The organism is Pimelobacter simplex (assembly GCF_024662235.1).
Taxonomy (GTDB): domain Bacteria; phylum Actinomycetota; class Actinomycetes; order Propionibacteriales; family Nocardioidaceae; genus Nocardioides.
Map to the genome: position 1 here is coordinate 2583899 of NZ_CP096276.1, position 17344 is coordinate 2601242.

At 74.8% G+C, this 17344-nt stretch carries 17 protein-coding genes and 1 riboswitch; of the genes, 6 read left to right on the forward strand and 11 right to left on the reverse strand.

Annotated features, from left to right (window positions below; translation table 11 throughout):
- Positions 1-68: 68 nt before the first annotated feature.
- Positions 69-710: a M17 family metallopeptidase gene (locus tag M0M48_RS12765; RefSeq protein WP_257751427.1), complete on the forward strand. Its 642-nt coding sequence runs from the start codon at positions 69-71 to the stop codon at positions 708-710.
- A gap of 16 nt (positions 711-726) precedes the next feature.
- Here M0M48_RS12765 and M0M48_RS12770 read toward each other — a convergent pair whose 3' ends face one another.
- From M0M48_RS12770 to M0M48_RS12785, 4 genes are read right to left on the reverse strand one after another with little or no spacing between them, the layout of a single operon-like run.
- A complete protein-coding gene (locus M0M48_RS12770; RefSeq protein WP_215813042.1) occupies positions 727-1494 on the reverse strand; it encodes an ABC transporter ATP-binding protein in 768 nt (255 codons plus the stop codon).
- Positions 1491-2510 (reverse strand): FecCD family ABC transporter permease, encoded by a 1020-nt coding sequence (locus M0M48_RS12775; RefSeq protein ID WP_257751428.1) that lies wholly within the window; start codon positions 2508-2510, stop codon positions 1491-1493. Before M0M48_RS12775 ends, M0M48_RS12770 begins: the two co-directional genes overlap by 4 nt.
- Positions 2507-3274 carry a class I SAM-dependent methyltransferase gene (locus M0M48_RS12780; protein ID WP_257751429.1) on the reverse strand — a complete coding sequence of 256 codons (768 nt, stop codon included), beginning with the start codon at positions 3272-3274 and terminating at the stop codon, positions 2507-2509. The genes M0M48_RS12775 and M0M48_RS12780 overlap by 4 nt, the downstream gene beginning before the upstream one ends.
- Positions 3271-4314, reverse strand: coding sequence for an ABC transporter substrate-binding protein (locus tag M0M48_RS12785; protein ID WP_257751430.1), 1044 nt, complete (start codon positions 4312-4314; stop codon positions 3271-3273). The genes M0M48_RS12780 and M0M48_RS12785 overlap by 4 nt, the downstream gene beginning before the upstream one ends.
- A 54-nt stretch (positions 4315-4368) precedes the next feature.
- Positions 4369-4557: riboswitch (cobalamin riboswitch) on the reverse strand.
- An 85-nt stretch (positions 4558-4642) separates the two neighbouring features.
- Here M0M48_RS12785 and M0M48_RS12790 point away from each other — a divergent pair.
- From M0M48_RS12790 to M0M48_RS12805, 4 genes are all read left to right on the forward strand, one after another.
- On the forward strand, positions 4643-5371 hold the full coding sequence (locus tag M0M48_RS12790; protein ID WP_257751431.1) for a helix-turn-helix transcriptional regulator: 729 nt from the start codon (positions 4643-4645) through the stop codon (positions 5369-5371).
- Positions 5372-5437: 66 nt separating this feature from the next.
- Positions 5438-6283 carry an alpha/beta hydrolase gene (locus M0M48_RS12795; RefSeq protein WP_257751432.1) on the forward strand — a complete coding sequence of 282 codons (846 nt, stop codon included), beginning with the start codon at positions 5438-5440 and terminating at the stop codon, positions 6281-6283.
- Between the two features lie 31 nt (positions 6284-6314).
- Positions 6315-6878 (forward strand): dihydrofolate reductase family protein, encoded by a 564-nt coding sequence (locus M0M48_RS12800; RefSeq protein ID WP_257751433.1) that lies wholly within the window; start codon positions 6315-6317, stop codon positions 6876-6878.
- A 9-nt stretch (positions 6879-6887) separates the two neighbouring features.
- Entirely contained in the window at positions 6888-8609 is a 1722-nt protein-coding gene (locus M0M48_RS12805; RefSeq protein WP_257751434.1) for a helicase, read from the forward strand.
- Between the two features lie 13 nt (positions 8610-8622).
- Here M0M48_RS12805 and M0M48_RS12810 read toward each other — a convergent pair whose 3' ends face one another.
- The 4 genes from M0M48_RS12810 to M0M48_RS12825 all read right to left on the reverse strand — a co-directional run bounded on the left by M0M48_RS12810 (position 8623) and on the right by M0M48_RS12825 (position 12956).
- Complete coding sequence (locus M0M48_RS12810; RefSeq protein ID WP_215813037.1) at positions 8623-8976, reverse strand: cupin domain-containing protein; 354 nt, start codon at positions 8974-8976, stop codon at positions 8623-8625.
- A gap of 15 nt (positions 8977-8991) precedes the next feature.
- Complete coding sequence (locus M0M48_RS12815) at positions 8992-10332, reverse strand: FAD-binding oxidoreductase (RefSeq protein WP_257751435.1); 1341 nt, start codon at positions 10330-10332, stop codon at positions 8992-8994.
- 81 nt (positions 10333-10413) lie between these two features.
- Complete coding sequence (locus M0M48_RS12820) at positions 10414-11508, reverse strand: lipase family protein (protein ID WP_257751436.1); 1095 nt, start codon at positions 11506-11508, stop codon at positions 10414-10416.
- Entirely contained in the window at positions 11505-12956 is a 1452-nt protein-coding gene (locus M0M48_RS12825) for a M28 family peptidase (protein ID WP_215813033.1), read from the reverse strand. Before M0M48_RS12825 ends, M0M48_RS12820 begins: the two co-directional genes overlap by 4 nt.
- 88 nt (positions 12957-13044) lie before the next feature.
- On the opposite strand from M0M48_RS12825, the gene M0M48_RS12830 reads away from it, so the two are divergent.
- Positions 13045-14052: an AsnC family transcriptional regulator gene (locus M0M48_RS12830; protein ID WP_257751437.1), complete on the forward strand. Its 1008-nt coding sequence runs from the start codon at positions 13045-13047 to the stop codon at positions 14050-14052.
- Here M0M48_RS12830 and M0M48_RS12835 read toward each other — a convergent pair.
- From M0M48_RS12835 to M0M48_RS12845, 3 genes are all read right to left on the reverse strand, one after another.
- Positions 14023-15360, reverse strand: a complete 1338-nt coding sequence (locus M0M48_RS12835; protein WP_257751438.1) for an MFS transporter — start codon at positions 15358-15360, stop codon at positions 14023-14025. The genes M0M48_RS12830 and M0M48_RS12835 overlap by 30 nt on opposite strands.
- A gap of 250 nt (positions 15361-15610) precedes the next feature.
- The gene (locus tag M0M48_RS12840) at positions 15611-16249 is read right to left on the reverse strand and encodes an HD domain-containing protein (protein ID WP_257751439.1); all 639 of its coding nucleotides are present in this window, start codon (positions 16247-16249) and stop codon (positions 15611-15613) included.
- A gap of 83 nt (positions 16250-16332) precedes the next feature.
- On the reverse strand, positions 16333-17328 hold the full coding sequence (locus M0M48_RS12845; RefSeq protein ID WP_257751440.1) for a GlxA family transcriptional regulator: 996 nt from the start codon (positions 17326-17328) through the stop codon (positions 16333-16335).
- Between the last annotated feature and the right edge of the window lie 16 nt (positions 17329-17344).

Consider the following 17344-nt stretch of genomic DNA (forward strand, 5'->3'; position numbering starts at 1 on the left):
GGCGACGTCTTGAGCGATCTCGACCAGAGGCTGGTGATCCGGTGGTGGATTCGGCCAACGCGGCTTGCGTGGGGGCATCGACGGAGACCGTCGTCGGCGCCCTGTCGGCCCTCGCCGCGCTGGACGTGCCGGTACCGGTGCACGCTGTCCTCCCGGTCGTCGAGAACCTGCCCGGCCCGGGCGCGGTCCGCCCCGGCGACGTCGTCACGACCCGCGACGGGCTCGGCGTCGAGATCGTCGACACGGACTTCGAGGGCCGCGTGATCATGGCCGACGCCCTCGCCTGGGCCGCCGAGCACCGGCCCCGCGCGGTGCTCGACATCGCGACCTTGACCTACCAGGCGACGATCGCTCTCGGCCCCTCGATCGGTGCGCTGATCGCCCGCGACCGTGCCCTCGGCGCACAGGTCCTCGCCGCCGCCGAGCGCTCCGGAGAGCCGCTGTGGGGCCTGCCCTGGGCCCCGAGGTACGCCGACCAGGTGCGGTCGTCGGCCCCCGGGGCGACGGTCCGCAACCATCCCGGCACCGACACCGGCCGGGCCCTGACCGCCGCCCTCTTCCTCGGTGCGTTCGTCCCCGAGGACCTCCCGTGGGTCCACCTCGACGTCGCCGGACCGGCCGTCAGCGGGTCCGGCGCCGACGCACGGGCCACGGGGTTCGGCGTACGGACGCTGGTCGAGCTGCTCCGCACGTGGGAGCCCGCACGATGACGCAGCACCGGGTCGGTCAGGGCTGGAGCCGGTCGAGGATCCGCACCCAGGGGCCGTGCTCGTCGACGACGACCTGGGCCCGGACGTCGTACACGTCGGCGATGAGGCCCGCCGTCAGGACCTCGGCCGGCTCGCCGGAGGCGACGACCCGGCCGGCGCTCAGCACGAGGAGCAGGTCGCAGTAGCGAGCGGCCAGGTGCAGGTCGTGCAGCGCGACGACCGAGGTCACCGGCTGGCGCCGGACCAGGGCCAGCAGCTCGAGCTGGTGGGCGACGTCGAGGTGGTTGGTCGGCTCGTCGAGGAGCAGCTCGCGCGGCTGCTGGGCGAGGGCGCGGGCGAGCTGGGCGCGCTGGCGCTCGCCGCCGGAGAGGGTGTCCCAGGAGCGGTCGAGGAGGTGGGTGATGCCGACCGATGCGGCCGCCTCGGTCACGGCCCGGTCGTCGCTCGCGTCGTGCGGGCGCCAGGGTCCCTGGTGCGGGATCCGGCCGAGCGCGACGACGTCGGCGACGGTCAGCGCGACGCTGGTGTCGGCGTGCTGGTCGACGACCGCGACCCGGCGCGCGAGCGTACGGCGGCGCCAGTCCCGCAGAGGGAGGTCGTCGAGCGTCACCACCCCGGACGTCGTACGACGGGTGCCGGCGAGGAGCCGCAGCAGCGACGACTTGCCCGACCCGTTGGGCCCGAGCAGGCCGACGGTCGCCCCCTCGGGTACGTCGAGCGAGACCGCGTCGACGATGAGCCGGCCACCCTGGCGCCAGGTGACCTCGCGCGCGCGGAGGCTCATGCGCGCCTCCCGCGGCGGCGCAGGATCAGCGCGAAGGCCGGGACGCCGACGAGCGCGGTGATCACGCCGACCGGCAGCTCCTGCGGCTCGACGACGACCCGGGCGATCGTGTCGGCCCAGACCAGGAAGACGGCGCCGACCAATGCCGTGACGGGGAGCAGCGCGCGGTGCCGCGGACCGACGACGGCGCGGGCCGCGTGGGGCAGCACGAGGCCGACGAAGCCGATCGCACCGGCGGAGGCGACGGCGACCGCGGTCATGGCCGCGGTCGTCACCAGCAGTACGGCGCGAGCCTGGCGGACCGAGACGCCCAGGGTGCCGGCGGCGTCGGCACCGAACGCGAACGCGTCGAGCGAGCGCGCCATCACCAGGCAGACCAGGGTGCCCAGGGAGACCACGACGACGACCAGCACGGCATCCGACCAGCGGGCGCCGCCGAGCGAGCCGAGCAGCCAGACGAGGACGCCGCGGGTCTGCTCCGGGTCGGCGGAGGTGAGCACGATGAACGACGTCAGCGCCGAGAACAGCTGGGTGCCGGCCACGCCGGCCAGGATCAGCTTGTCCGGGCCGGACCCGGCCGCCCAGGCGAGCAGCGCGACGAGCGCGAACGAGACCAGGGCGCCGACGAAGGCGCCGCCGGTCAGGCCGACGGTGCCGGCGCCGATCCCCAGCACGGCGACCGCGACCGCTCCGGTCGAGGCGCCCGACGAGATGCCCAGCACGAAGGGATCGGCGAGCGGGTTGCGCAGCAGCGACTGCAGCACCGCGCCGCACACCGCCAGTCCCGCACCGCACGCGGCCGCGAGGATGCTGCGCGGCAGGCGCAGCTCCCACACGATCGCCGCGCGGAGCGGGGAGAGGTCCGCGGGCGGCCCGCCGAGGTGCTCGCGGACCACGGCGACGACGTCCGGGACCGACAGATCGGCCGGCCCGATCGTGATCGCCGTCGCCAGCGACAGCAGCACCAGGGCGGTGCCGACGACGAGGGTCCCGGTCAGCCGCGGCAGGGAGGTCAAGCCACCCCGTAGACGACGAAGTCGTCGAAGAGCTGCCACACCGTCCCGTGCTCGGCGAAGCCCGCCTGGGCCAGTGCGGCCAGGCGGAAGCCGACCTCGCTCGGCTCGGGCGCCGGCCGGTCGGCGAAGCGCCGGTCCCGCTCGGCGGTCAGCTCGGCGTAGCCCGGACGCGCGGCGAGCTCGGTCCACCAGGTGTCCCACGGCTCGGCGCCGGCGGCGAACGCCGCCTCCTGGGTACGACGGTCGTGCTCCGCGGCCCAGGTCCGCAGCCGGGGCCGCCGGTCGTCGTACCGGAAGTGGTCGCCGTCGAGGAAGACGCCACCGTCGGCGAGCAGCGAGCGTGCGCCGCGGTAGGCGTCGACCAGCTCGCCCGGCGCGAGCCAGTGCAGCGCCGTCGTCGAGACCACGCCGGCCACGGGGGCGCCGCCGGCGCGGGTCCGGACCCGGTCGGTCCAGCCGGCGGAGGTCAGGTCGTCGTCGACGAAGAGCACGCGGTCGCCACCAGGGTGCTCCGCGGCGGCCTCGCGGGCCAGCGTGAGCAGCGACGGATCGTGGTCGACGCCGACCACGCGGACCTCGGGGAACCGCTCCAGCACCCGGAAGGACAGCGAGCCCGGCCCGCACGCGAGGTCCACCACGACCGCGGGCGCACCGCCCGACTGGAGGTCCAGGACGTCGAGCATCGCGCCGAACCGGCCCTCGCGGTCGGCGATGTAGGCGGCCTGCTGGTCGTCCCAGCGCTTCAGGAGATCGACGTTGCTCACGACGCCAGCCCCAGCTTCCGCAGGCCCGCGGCCAGCTGCTCGATGCCGTCGACGTTGCGGATCGACGGGTCCATGGTGGTGCCGTCGAGGATGATGTAGCGCTTCTCCTTGACCGCGGTCAGCCGGCTCGCGACCGGGTCGGACTCGAGGAAGGCGATCTTGGCCTTCGCGCTGTCGCCGTCGCCCCCGCGGCCGAGGTCGGCCAGCACGAGCACGGTCGGGTCCTTGTCGAGGATGCTCTCCCAGCCGATCTCGGGCCAGTACTGGTCGGACTCCTCGAAGGCGTTGGTCGCCCCGACCGCGCGGGTCATCAGGCCCGGCGCCCCGCAGCACCCGGCGATGTACGGCGACTTGGTCGCGGCGTACCACCAGGCGAGGGTGACCTCGTCGGCCCCGTCCGCGGGCTTGGCCGCCGCGGCCCGGTCCTGGAGGTCGGCGACGAGCGCGGCGCCCTTGTCCTCGACGCCGAAGAGCCGCGCCACGTCGGTGATCTCGTCGTACTGGTCCTGGAGGGTGAGCGCCTTCTTGACCTCGGCCTCCTGGCCGGCGCACTCGCTCGGCGACTGGTACGTCGGCACGCCGAGCCCGGTGAACCGCTCGCGGTCGGCGATCCCCTCGTCGGTGAACGTGTAGTCGAAGGTCGTGTAGAGGAAGTCCGGGTCCCGGTCGAGCACCGACTCGAACGACGGGAACTCGGCGGCGAAGGGCTTCACCTTGGCGCGCTCCTCCTCGAGCTCGGGGAGCACGCTGTCGTCGCTGATCGCGTAGCCGGTCATCCGGTCGCCCAGGCCGAGCGCGAGCAGCAGCTCGAGCGCGGGCTGGTTGACCGCGACCGCGCGCTCGATCGGCCGGGTGACCTCGACGTCGACGCCGCAGTTGGCGAGCCCGACGGGGTAGCCGCCGGCGGTGCTCGGGTCGGAGCCCGCATCGGTGCGGGCATCGGCGTCCCCGCACGCGGTCAGCGCGCCCAACAGCAGGACGCCGCTGAGGAGCGCGGCAGGGCGAAGAGGGGTGGGACGGAACATTGGGGTGCTCACCATCGTCATCCGCAGACCCGGGTCGCGGGGCCTGTCCATCGGGTTCGCGCGGATCAGGACGGCCCGCGGAAGCCAGCAGGTCTTCGGACTCGGGATCAAGCAGGCGGAACGCCTTCCCGGACCATGCTCGGTCCAGTGGCTGCACGAGGTGCTGCTCCGCCCGTCACCCTCACCGCTGCGCGTCAGCTCCGGATTCGCACCGGATTCCCTGGCCGTGGTGGCTTGACTGGCACCGGCAGCGTAGCAGCGCTCATCGGCCACCCCGGAGCGTCCCCTGAGCCGAGCGGCCCGTGGCACACTGACCGCGCCGCCCGCAGCTCGAGGAGTGCCGATGCCCCAGTGGTCCGGTGACGGCCGCCTGCGTCCCGGCCTGCTCGAGATCGAGGGCCCCCTGGGCAGCCTGCCGCGGCACGCGCACCACTCCGTCCAGGTGGCGATCGCCCACCAGGGCTCGTTCGTGATCGAGGACCGCGACGGCCGGGAGCGGCGTACGGACGCGGCGATCGTCCCGGCCGACCAGACGCACGCGTTCCACGCCGACGGGGCGTGGGGCGTGGTGGCGCACGTCGAGCCCGCGTCGGCGCTGGGCGCCGAGCTGGCCAGGCTGGTCGACGATCCGGGCGATGCCGGCGCGTGGCACCGCGCCGGGCAGCGCCTGACGAACGGGCACCGCGCGTGGGCGGACGGGCGCCTGCAGGTCCCGGGAGGGCTGGAACCGCAGTCGCGTCACCCGGGCGTGGTCGCCGCCCTCGCCGTGCTCCGCGACGACCTGGACCAGCGCCCGGTGCGGCTCCGGGACGTCGCCGCGGCCGTCCACCTGTCCGAGAGCCGGCTGTCCCACCTCTTCGCCGACGACCTCGGCATCACCTTCCGGGCGTATGTCCGGTGGCTCCGGCTGCTGCGGGCGACCGCGGCGGTCGCCGAGGGGCGATCGCTCACCGAGGCGGCGCACCTGGCCGGCTTCACCGACAGCTCGCACCTGACGCGCACCTGCCACCGGACGTTCGGGGGTCCGCCGACCGCGTTCGGCGCGATCCGCTGGGAGATCCTGGCGAGCTAGCAGGTTCGTCCAATCGTCGGCCGGTGCGGAGCGGCGAGGCTCGGGGCGACCCGAGAGGACCTGCTCGTGACCCACTCCCCCACCTTCGACTCCTTCACGCTCGACGACGACGGGCCCCGGCTCGCCACCGTCCGCTGGACGCCGAGCGGACCACCGCGCGCCAGCGTCGTCGTCCTGCACGGCCTCGGCGAGCACGCCGCCCGGTACGACGGCACCGCTCGCCACCTCACCCATGCCGGGTTCGCGGTGCTCGCCCTCGACCACGAGGGCTTCGGGCGCTCCGAGGGGCGACGCGGCGACGTCCGCTATCCCCCGACGGCACGGGCCGTCGACCACCTCGTCGCCCGCGAGCGAGAGCGGACCGGCGGCGCACCCGTCGTGCTCTACGGTCACAGCCTGGGCGGGCTCTACGCCTTCCTCTACGCCGCCGACCGGCCGGCGGCGGACCTGGCCGCGGTGGTCGTGACCGGACCCGCGTTCGACTCGGAGCTGCGGAGGCAGCGGCTCAAGGTGGCGGTGGTCCGGACGCTCGGGCGTGCGCTTCCGGGCCTGACGGTGCGCAACGGGCTGCGGTTCGAGCGGATCAACCGCGATCCCGATGTCGTCGCCGAGCGGTACGCCGACCCCCTGGTCCACGGGCGGGCGACCGCGCGCTTTGCGATCGACGTCCTGGCGCAGATGGAGCGGGTGCCGACGGCGGCGGCGCGGGTCGCCGTACCGCTGCTCGTGGTGCACGGGGACGCCGACCTGATCAACCCGATCGCCGCCAGCCGCGCGGTGGCCGGCCTCGTGCCGTCCGCGACGCTGCGGACCTGGCCGGGCGGCTTCCACGGGCTGGAGGACGAGCGCGAGGGCCCCGACGTCGTCGCCGAGGTCGTCGCCTGGATCGACCGGACGCTCGCCGACCGATGAGAAGCAGCGCCGGCAGGAGTCCAATTGCGCCATGAGACCACTGCGGTACGCGATCAACGTGACCCTCGACGGCTGCTGCCACCACGAGGCCGGGATCCCGCCCGACGAGGAGTCGATGCGCTTCTGGACCGACGAGATGGAGCGGGCCGACACGCTGCTGTTCGGCCGGGTGACCTACACGATGATGGAGGCCGCGTGGCGCCGGCCCGAGAGCGGCGTGTGGCCCGACTGGATGGGCGCGTCGGAGACCCCGTTCGCCGAGGCGATCGACCGGGCGCCGAAGCACGTCGTGTCGAGCACGCTGAGCAGCGTCGACTGGAACGCCGAGCTGGTCCGGGGTGACCTCGAGCAGGCCGTACGCCGGCTCAAGGACGAGCCCGGCGCAGGCGTGTTCGTGGGCGGCGTGACGCTCCCCCTGGCGCTGGCGGACCTGGGGCTGATCGACGAGTACGTCTTCGTCGTCCAGCCGGTCCTCGCGGGGCACGGGCCGACGCTGATGGCCGGCCTGCGCGAACGCGTCGAGCTCGAGCTCGTCGACCGGCACGGGTTCCGGTCGGGGGCGGTCGCCCTGCGCTACCGGGCACGCCCCCGGTAGCGTCCGGGGGTGGCCAGCTCCCGTCGTTCCAGCACGCGCCGGCGTCGTGCGTCCCCACGGAAGGGCGAGACCCGGCCCCTGCCGTTCGCCGGTCCGGGCGAGCGGCTGTGGGTGCTCGACGTCCCCTACGGGACGCAGGTCGACGGCGCCACGTGGCATCCCGCCGTCAAGACCCACCTGTACGTCGGCCGCGCGCTCCCCGCGCACCTGGAGCCCTACGCGCCCGGCCCCTACACGCTGGGCCGCTTCATCGAGAACAACCTCAACCCCGACCACCGCACACCCGACCCCGAGCCGACCGAGGCGCTGGAGCCGCGCCGGATCCAGTTCGAGGCCGCCGACGCGATCGCGGCGCGCGCGGAGGCGGGCGGACGGCTGTTCCTGCTGGCCGACGAGCCCGGCGTGGGCAAGACGATCTCGGCCGTCCTCGGGGCGGTGGCGGTCGGCGACCTGCGCGGCGCGCGCCGGGTGCTCGTCGTGGCGGACCGGCCCGCCGCGATCACGATCGGCCACTGGTGCCGCACGATCACGGCGCTAGGCGGCGAGGGTCTCGAGTGGGTCGTGATCACCTGGGACCGGCTGGAGAAGGTCAAGGACCACACCTGGGACGTGATCATCGCGGACGAGGCCCACGCGCTGCGGCGGACGACGACGAAGCGGTGGAAGCTCTGGGCGCGGATCTCGGGGCACGGCAAGCCGCACGACAAGGCGCCGTTCGTCATCGCGACGACCGCGACGCCCGGGCACACGCCCCTCGAGCTCCCCTACCTCGCCCCGGCGTACGCGCAGGCGCTCGGCGAGTCGATGAAGGAGTGGACGACGGCCACCCAGCCCGGTGCCACGTTCGCCGCGGCGCTGGAGCGCCACGGTGTCGGGGTGGACCAGGGCCGCTACGGCGCGACGTGGACCACCGACCCGACCCGCCGGGCGGCGGACCTCAAGCTGGTGCGCGGCTGGCTCGACGGGGAACGGCCGCCGGCAATGCTGCACCGCGCGGCACCGTGGGGTCCGGTGCCGATCTCGGGCATGCCGGTGGCGCTGAGCCCGGCGGAGCGGGCGGCGTACGAGGCGGAGTGGGGCGAGTTCTGCCGCGAGATGGACGTCGCCCGGCGCGGCCGCAATGTCGCCAAGGGCCGCGCGGCGCTGCTGCGGTTCCGCCAGAAGGCCGGTCTGATCCGCGTCGACTCGACGGTGGACTGGATCGCCCAGCAGGTCCAGGCCGAGCGCCAGGTCGCGTGCTCCGTCGAGTTCGTCGCGACCGCCGCCGACCCGATCGCCGACCGGCTGCGCGACGCCGGCATCGAGGTCGCCAGCATCTACGGCCGCGGCCGGTTCGACGCCGAGGCCGAGCGCCTGCGGTTCCAGACCGGCGCGGCGAAGGTCTGCGTGTTCACCACCGTCGCGTCGATCAGCCTGCACGCGGGCGAGACCCTCGCCGACGGCCGCCAGGCGAGCACCGAGCCGCGGGTCGGTGTCTTCCACCAGGCCCGGTTCTCGGGCATCGCGGGACGCCAGGTGACCGGCCGCACCCACCGCGACCACCAGGTCTCGCCGTGGCACATCGCGTACGCCGAGGGCACCGTCGAGGAGCAGGTCGGCAAGGTGATGGTGGAGCGGATCGCGGCGGCGTCCGACACGGTGGGCAGCGACACCACCGGGCTCGCCGACGTCGCCGAGCTCCTCGGGGCGGCGTGGCTCCCGGCCACGACGCTGACCGAGGACGCCGGCTGAGCCTCGACCGGCCTCACCCCGGCTTCGCGTACGCCGCCACCCCCGTGTCGAGGATGACGCAGGCCTCGTCGCCGACCGTCCAGGCGTCGTGGCCTGGATCGAGGTCGATGACGTCGCCCGGCCCGATGTCGAGCTCGGCGCCGTCGTCCGGCTTGATCGTCATCCTCCCGGAGACGCAGATGCCGGTGTGGTGGACCTGGCAGGAGTCGGTGCCGGCGATCGGCTTGACGTCGTTCGACCAGCGCCAGCCGGGCTCGAAGGTGCCGCGGCCGAGGGTGAAGGCGCCGAGGGTGACGACGTCCATGTGGCCGTGGTCCTGGAAGGCGCGGCGCTCGTGCGGGGTGTCGATGTTCTGCTTGTCGGACATGAGCCTCTCCTCTGCTCAGACGGTGGCTCGGGGTCGGATGTTCTGGTTGCCGGCGAAGACGTTGTCCGGGTCGTACTCGGCCTTGATCCAGGTCAGGCGCTCGTACTTGTCCGGGCCGAAGGCCGCCTTGATGCGCTCGTCGCCCTCGTCGCCGATGAAGTTGAGGTAGACGCCGCCGGTGGTGAAGGGCGCGTTGGCGCGGCGGTAGTCGCGGACCCAGGCGATGTTGGCGGCGTCGTCCGCGGCGTCGTCCCAGGTCGCGAAGGGATGGCTGACCCAGCGGGCGGAGCGCTGGCTGAGCGGGGTGGAGTCCGCGTCGATGCGGGCGACGGCGCCACCCCACGGGAGGAGGAGGTGCTGGGTGATCGGCGAGGGACGGCGGGCGCCGGCGTCGAGGAAGACGTCGAGGGCGGCGTCCGGGAAGTCGTCGTGGTAGTCGGCGCTCCAGTACTGCCGGAAGCCCGGCGGGTCGTCGATCATCGACTGCAGCTGGGCGTACGGCATCGGTCCGACCAGGTCGACCTCCGGCGACAGGTCGCGCATGACCTGCACGAGCTCCTGGCCCGTGGCGTGGTCGCCGTTCCAGCAGACCGCGACCCCGATCAGCGGTCGGCCCTGCAGGTGCGGCGGGATGAAGTCCTCGGGCGGACCACTGATGACGACCAGGCCCGAGCCGAGCTCGTCGGGAGCATCGTCCGCCCAGTCCCGGAACGCCAGCGCCACCTCCGCACCGCGGGCGAGCGGCCAGGCCATCAGCCCGCCGATGATCATCGGGCCGACCGGGTGCAGCCGGAACTCCAGGGCCGTGACGACGCCGAAGTTGCCGCCGCCGCCCTTGCTCGCCCAGAGCAGGTCCTGGTGCTGGTGCTCGTCCGCGCGGACCTCACGGCCGTCGGCCGTGACCAGCTCGACCGCCACCAGGTTGTCGCAGCTGAGCCCGTGCTGGCGCTCCAGCCAGCCGGAGCCGCCCCCGAGCGTCAGTCCCGCCACCCCGGTCGTCGACACCCGACCACCGGTCGTCGCCAGCCCGTGCTCCTGGGCCGCGGCATCGAACTCGGCCCACGTGCAGCCGCCGCCGACCCGCGCCCCCCGGGCCGCCACGTCGATCTCCACGCCCTTGATCGGCCGTACGTCGACCACCAGACCGTCGTCATTGCTGGACTGCCCGGCCACCGAGTGCCCGCCCGAGCGTACGGCGACCGCGAGGCCGTCCCGGGCGGCGCGGTCGAGCGCCTCCTTGACGTCGGCGGGGCCGGTGCAGGCCGCGATCACCCGCGGCCGCTTGTCGATCATCGCGTTGAACAGCGCACGCTGCTCGTCGTACCCGGGCTCGCCTGGCCCGCACCACGTCGTCATGCCGACCTCCAGACTGCCTCCCCGGTCCCCCACGTTCCTCGGTGCGGCGCCAGCGGGCATCCCGTGGACTGGGGAAAGGCGTCAGCGGGCGGTCTGCAGCAGCCGCACCACCCACGCCGCCGCCGGCTTCGGCGCCCGATGCGCCGCGAGGACGCCGGAGTGCCCGGTCCGCCACCACGACGGCGCGACGTCGACGCCCGCGCCCCGGTAGCGGCCGACGAGCGAGCGGGTCAGCCAGAAGGGCGCGACCTCGTCGACGGTGGCGGCGTCGATGCGGACCGGAAGGCCCGGGGGCAGCGGGAGGTGGGCGACGTCGTGGGCGCGCAGGGAGGCCAGCAACCGCGACCGTACGGCGTCCCCCCGCGCCCCGAGGAGCGCCCGCGGCGCCAACCCCCCGAAGGAGTCCCGGCGGGCGAGCTCGGTGAGGGTGAGCTCGTCGAGCTGCGGCCAGAGCGAGCGGGCGCGGGGGCTCAGGCCGTCGGAGTCGACCAGGGCGGCGAGCGACGGGTCGACGGTGGCGGCGCCGCTGATCATGAGGGCGATCAGGGCCGGGACGACGCCGAAGCCGGGTGGGGTGAGCGGCCAGCGCAGCGAGAGGCCGATCGTCTGGTCCATGCGGGTGACCGGGGCGAAGACGGCGCAGCCGGCGAGGGTCGTGCCGTCGACCGGTCCGGCGGAGGCCGCGTGGAGGGCGGCGACGGCGCCCTCCGAGTGCCCGGCCGCCACCCAGCGGTCGGCGAGGGCGAACGAGACCGAGGAGCGTGCGGCCACCAGGAGGTCGCGCACGGACGTCGCGAGCGCGGGGCCGATCAGGTACGGGTGCGGGCCGGGGCTGCCGAGGCCCTCGTAGTCGGGCTGGAGCACGGCCACGCCGGAGCCCAGCAGGTGCGCGACGAAGTGGTCGCCCTGCGTCATCCGGCGCACCTCGGGGCTGCCGGCGGCCGCCAGGCTGGGGGCGGAGCGGTCGCTCCCGCCGGAGGTCATGTGGCCGTAGGTGACGACCGGCCAGCCCCCGGCGGGCGGCGTACCCGGCGGCAGGTGGACGAGGCCGGTGAGCTCGGCGGGGGCACCGGTGACCGACGTCGAGGTGTACGCCACGCGCCACGACTCCCCCGCCGCGTCGAGCGCCGCGAGTCCCCGCGCCTGCTCGCGCTGGACGATCGCCGGCGCGCTCACCAGCGCCCCCGCGGCAGCCGGCGGCGGATCGCGCGCGGGATCAGGCCGAGCCGGCCGGCCGGGCGCTCGTCGGCGGCCGCCATCAGGTCGGCGAAGGCGTTGGCGACCGGGACCAGCTGGTCGACGTCGATCTTGTCGACGGTGTCGGCGTCGTCGTACAGGTAGAGCGGGCCGGACACGAGGCTGATCGTCGGGACGCCCGCGGTGAAGGTGAAGGAGGCGTCCGTGGGCATGCCGTCCAGGGCGAACTCCAGCAGGCTCGCGTTGAGCATCGACGTCGACCCGAGCCCGTGCCGGCGGATCGCCCGGACGACGGCGAGCTTCATCGGCAGCGAGACGTTCTCGAAGACCGCGCGGGGCTCGCTCTGGTCCAGGGTCTCGAAGCCGCCATCGGCGCCCGCGCGAGCGCGCAGGCCGACGTGCTCGACGGTGAGGTTGAGCGCGAGCGGGTACGGGCTGTCGGGGTCGATCGTGTAGCGGCGGGCGAACGCGCGGTGCGCCTGGTAGCCGGTGAAGTGGCTGTCGAAGGTCACGAACATCAGCGTCTTGTGCCAGGGCCGACCGGCCCGGGTGCGCGCGACGGCGTGCTCGGCGAGGGCGATGACCTCCGCCGTACCGCTCGCGTCCTCCACCGCACCCGGGCCGATCGAGTCATGGTGCGACTGGACCATCACGGTCTCCGCCGAGGCGCCCCGCAGGACGCCGACGACGGTGCGCGCGGTCACCCGCCGGCGCTCCGCGACCAGCCGCAGCCGGGCGCGCGACCCGGTGCGCAGCCGGGCCCGCAGCACCGCGCCGGAGCTCCGGGTGATCCAGACGCCGGGCAGGGTGAGCAGGGTCCGCCGGTAGTACTCGTTGTGGTAGCTGAGCGACTCCGGGTAGTCCCGCAGCACGCCGATCACCCCCACCGCTCCGGCCGCCGCGGCGTCACGCAGCACCCGGGTCAGCGAGGTGATGTAGGGGTTGCGGGTCGCGAGCGTCTCGCGGTTGAGCATCCGGCGACCGGGGTCGTGGACGTACTCGCTCAGCGGCAGCACCGCCCACTGCGGCATGTCGAAGGTCAGGTCGAAGAGCACGATCCGCCCGGCGACGTCGTGGTCGCCGACCTTGCCGGCCCCGATGTCCACGACCTCGGCGTCGGTCCCGTCGGGGCCCGTGCCCAGCGTGCCGACGTGCTCGTGACCGGGCAGGGCGCAGTGCCGGATCGGCGCGCACGGGACCTCGACCCCGTCGACGTGCACCGTGGCCAGGCGCGGCTCCCAGGCGAAGGAGTCGGTCTCCTCGACCCAGACCTCGTCGAGGCCGGCCTGGCGGAAGCGGTCCTCGACGTACGCCGCCGCCTTGTCGCCGCCGGGCGTCCCGGTCGCGCGGGGGGCCATGGCCACCAGGTCCTCGATGGTGGCCATCAGCTCGTCGGTCGTGGCCACGTCACCGGTGCTCTGGCTCATGGTGCGACCCTAGGGAAGCCGTCACCTCGACAGCCTCAGACGCCGGGAACCGACAACCTGCCGACCACTCGTGCGGGAGACTGGTCACATGACGCCTGCCGATGACGAGATCCGTCAGCTCGAGATCCTGCCGGAGATCGACCTCGCCCTGATCGACGCGCTCCAGGTGAACCCCCGGGCGCCGTGGACGACGGTCGCCGCGGTCCTCGACATCGACGCGGCGACCGCCGCGCGCCGCTGGCGGCGGCTGCACGAGGAGCGGCTGGCGTGGTGGGTGGTGCGGCCGTCGGCGGCGCGGCTCACGCCGTACCTGGACGCGACGCTGGTGCTGCTGCGCTGCCCGCCCGGCACCGCCGCCGAGGCGGCCGAGCGGGCCGCGGCGCCTGAGTGGGCGCACACCGTCGACCTCCTCGCCGGTACGGCGGACCTCGGCGTCGTCGTCCTCGGCTCCGGACTGGCCGAGGTCGACGCCCGCGTCGACGACCTGGCCGCGCGGTGCGGGGGCGAGGTGGTCGAGCGCCGCGTCGTCGCCGACGTGTACGCCGAGGACGCCGGCTGGCGGCTCGGCATCTGCTCGCCCTCCCAGCGGCAGGCGCTGCTGCCACGCACCGACCAGCCCGCGCCCGCACCACCCCGCGCCGACCTGGTCGACGAGCTCCTCGCGGCGCTCGGGGACGACGCCCGGCTGAGCGGGCAGGAGCTCGCGACCCGCGTCGGCGGCTCCGAGCCGACGGTGCGCCGCGGGCTCGACCGGGCGCTGCGCTCGGGGGCGATCCAGCTGGGCTGCGACCTGGCGAGCCCCGCTGCGGGCCTGGGCCGCGGCGCGCTGCTCGAGGTCGAGGTGGACGACCCGGTCCGCGCGGGCCGGGCACTCGCGGCGGCGGGGCCGGTCCACCGCTGCGTCCAGACGGTCGGCGCCGGCAACCTCACCCTGGGGGTCCGGCTGACCTCGCTCGCGCACCTGCCGGCGATCGAGGCCGAGCTCGCCGCGCTGGCGCCCGGCTGGCGGGTGCGCGGCCGGCTGACGGTGCTGCGTCCAGTCAAGCGCCAGGGGCAGGTCCTCGACTCAGTGGGTCGCCGCGCTCTCGACGGGTGACTCCGGCGACCCCGGCGGCATCGTGCGCAGCGCCTGGTCGAGGCGGTAGGCGCGGATCGCCGGCAGGCTGAGCAGCACGAGGGCCGCGGGCACGAGCGACGTACCGGCGAGGACCGCGAGCCGCGCGGCGTCGTCGTAGACGTCGAGGCCGCCCTCGTAGCCACCGAGGGCGAGCACCACGCCGAGCAGCCCCGGCCCGAGCGCGAAGCCGAGCAGCTCGCAGCCCGCCCAGACGCCGGAGAAGAGGCCGATCCGGTTGTGCCCGGTGGTGCGGGCGTCGTGGGCGGCGACGTCGGGGAGCATGGCGAGCGGGAAGACCTGGATCCCGGCGTACCCGGCTCCGGTGACGGCGGCCCACACCACGCACCACGCGAGGCTGCCGCTCCAGGCGCCGACCATCGCGACCAGGCCGCAGCCGAGGACGGCAGTGGCGATGAGGTAGCCACCCTTCTTGCCGTTGCGCCGGCCGAGCCAGGCCCACAGCGGCGCGGAGAGCACGCCGGGCAAGACGAACGCGGCGAACAGGTAGCTGCCGGTGGTCGCGTCACCGAGCAGCACCCGGGCGGCGTAGGCGACGGCGGCGAGCAGCATGCTCGTACCGGCGGCCTGCAGCACGAGCGCGATGACGAGCGGGCGCGCGTGGGCGTTGCCGAGGACGACGCGCAGCTGGTCGCGCAGGCCTCCCCCGGCAGGCTCGGCACGGACCACGGGCGCACCCCGGGTGCACCACCAGACCGCGAGGGAGCCGGCGACGATGACGAGTCCGGCCACCGCGCCCATCGCCCGGTAGCCGCCCGCGGTGGTCGCCAGCCAGGGCGCGATCACGCCGGAGACGGCGATCGCCGACGTCACCACGCCGACCCGCCAGGCCATCATCTGGGTGCGCACGCCGTAGTCGCCGGTCACCTCCGCGGACATCGCGAGGTAGGGCACCTGGAAGAAGGCGTACGCCGTCGCGGCGACCAGGTTGGCGACGAGCACCCAAGCCAGCGCGAGCAGGAAGGGCGTGCTCGGCCCGGTGAAGATGAACGCCAGGCCCAGCCCCATGACCGGGCCGGCCACGAGGAGGAACGGGCGGCGGCGGTCGCGGCGGCGTACCCGGTCGCTGATCCGGCCGGCGAGCGGGTTGCAGACGAAGTCCCACGCCTTGGGCGCGAACACGATGAGCCCCGCGAGGAGCGCCCCGACGCCGAGCTCCTCGGTCAGGTAGGGCATGAGCAGCAGCGACGGGACCGTGCCGTAGACACCGGTGGCGACGCCGCCGAGCGCGTAGCCCCGCCGGATGCGCGCGGGCAGCTCCTCAACCATGGGCCGAACGTAGAGGACGATCGGCAGAGCGCCCCTGAATGCAGGATTCCGTCATCGGGAGGCACCGAGGACGGCGCACCGCTCACGGCGGGCCGACGAGATCACGCGGTCGGTCGGGAGCGGGTGCGGCCCCAGCGTGGGGGCATGAGGCCGCACCCTCCAGCGAGCACGGGGGCGGACGCATCCTCGAACGCCGCACCCCGGGGTAGCCTCGCCGGTAAGGCGAGGCTACCCTTCATGTCCCCTCGAGTCACTCGGGCCAGGCGCCGGCCCGGATGATGTCGACGAAGTCGGTCCGCTCGAACGACGGGTCGAAGTGGGCGAGGACGTCGTCGTTCATCGTGCCGAAGGTGCTGGCGGGGCGGTGGGCCATGCCGTCGCGGAAGGCGCGGAGGATGCGGTTCTTGAAGTCCGGGCGCGGGTGCGCGGCGACGACCTCGGCGCGGTCCTCCTCGCTGATCTCGTGCAGGTCGAGGCCGAGGACGTCGGTCTCGACGCCCAGGGTGACCACGGCGACCTCGGGCGCCAGGTGCAGCGGGACCTCGGGCGTGGTGTGCAGGGCGATGCCGAGCCAGACGTCGCGGGCCTCGGCGGCCGAGCGGCCGTGGCCGAGCAGGAAGCGGCGGGCCGCCTCGGCGCCGTCGACCTCGAAGCGACCGGTGCTCGCGGCGTACGCCGGGGTGAGGCCGAGGTCGTGGAAGAGCCCGCCGACGTACGCGAGCTCGAGGTCGACGTCGAGGCCGCGGTGGCGCGCCTTGAGCGCACCCCAGAGGAAGACGCGGCAGGAGTGGTGGAACAGGTCGTCGTCGGTCGCGGCGCGCACGAGGGCGGTCGCCTCGCGGACGAGCGTGGTGTCGGGGACGGTGATGCCGGCGATGGTGTCGGGCACGGGAGGACCTCCGGGAGGGGTGCGGGTGGACGCGTTCCACTCTCGGGCGCGCGACCCGGCTCCCCCAGGGCAGCGACGGACGGCTAGCCCTCGGATCCGGACATGCGGTCCGGCACCTGCGGGGTGGCGGTGGCGAACCGGTGGCGGTACTGGCTGGGCGAGACACCCAGCCGCGCGACGAAGGTGCGCCGCAGCGTCTCGGCGCTGCCGAAGCCCGCGGCGCGCGCGGCCTGGGCGACGCCGTGGCCGGTGTCGATCAGGGCCCGGGCGAGGTCGAGGCGGACCTGTTCGACGTACCGCGCGGGGGTGGTGCCGACCTCCGCGGCGAACAGCCGGGACAGGTGGCGCGGGCTCACGCCGACCAGCGCCGCCAGCCGGGCCGTCGTGTGCTCTCCGCCCGGATCGGCGGTGACCGCGTCGACGGCCGCCCGGACCGCGGGCGCGCGCGGCGGCCGGAGCTCCATCGGTGCCGAGAACTGCGACTGGCCGCCGGGCCGCTGGAGGAACACGACGAGGCTGCGGGCGACCGCCCGGGCGACCTCGACACCGTGGTCCTGCTCGACGAGGGCGAGCGCGAGGTCGATGCCGGCGGAGACGCCGGCCGAGGTGAAGACGCCGTCGTCCTCGACGAAGAGCGCGTCCGGCACCACGTCGACGTCCGGGTAGGACCGCGCGAGCAGGCCCGCGTGCCGCCAGTGCGTGGTCGCGCGGCGGCCGTCGAGCGCACCCGCGGCGGCGAGCACGAACGATCCGGTGCAGATCGACACCAGGCGGCGGGCACGGGCCCCGAGCTCCGCGGCGGCGGCGAGCAGCTCTGGCGGGATCGCGCGCTCGACCAGGACGTCGCCGCCGCAGACGACGACCGTGTCGACCGGGCCGGCCAGGTCGGCCAGGTCGGCGGGCCGGCCGGACACCGGCAGGAGGGCGCCGGCGGAGGTGGCGACCGGCGTACCGCCGGGCGAGACGTAGTCGAGGCGGTAGGCCGCACCGAACCGCTCGGCCTCCGCGAACACCTCGGCCGGGCCGGCGACGTCGAGCCACTTGACGCCGTCGAACACCAGGAACACGACGCGGCTCACGCCCGCCACCCTAGGC

What these genes read in the sequence shown, in the direction of transcription:
- M0M48_RS12770 (WP_215813042.1), bottom strand. Translation starts at nt 1,494, where the DNA reads ATGAGCCTCCGCGCGCGCGAGGTCACCTGGCGCCAGGGTGGCCGGCTC.
- M0M48_RS12785 (WP_257751430.1), bottom strand. Translation starts at nt 4,314, where the DNA reads ATGGTGAGCACCCCAATGTTCCGTCCCACCCCTCTTCGCCCTGCCGCG.
- M0M48_RS12790 (WP_257751431.1), top strand. Translation starts at nt 4,643, where the DNA reads ATGCCCCAGTGGTCCGGTGACGGCCGCCTGCGTCCCGGCCTGCTCGAG.
- M0M48_RS12800 (WP_257751433.1), top strand. Translation starts at nt 6,315, where the DNA reads ATGAGACCACTGCGGTACGCGATCAACGTGACCCTCGACGGCTGCTGC.
- M0M48_RS12810 (WP_215813037.1), bottom strand. Translation starts at nt 8,976, where the DNA reads ATGTCCGACAAGCAGAACATCGACACCCCGCACGAGCGCCGCGCCTTC.
- M0M48_RS12815 (WP_257751435.1), bottom strand. Translation starts at nt 10,332, where the DNA reads ATGACGACGTGGTGCGGGCCAGGCGAGCCCGGGTACGACGAGCAGCGT.
- M0M48_RS12825 (WP_215813033.1), bottom strand. Translation starts at nt 12,956, where the DNA reads ATGAGCCAGAGCACCGGTGACGTGGCCACGACCGACGAGCTGATGGCC.
- M0M48_RS12830 (WP_257751437.1), top strand. Translation starts at nt 13,045, where the DNA reads ATGACGCCTGCCGATGACGAGATCCGTCAGCTCGAGATCCTGCCGGAG.
- M0M48_RS12835 (WP_257751438.1), bottom strand. Translation starts at nt 15,360, where the DNA reads ATGGTTGAGGAGCTGCCCGCGCGCATCCGGCGGGGCTACGCGCTCGGC.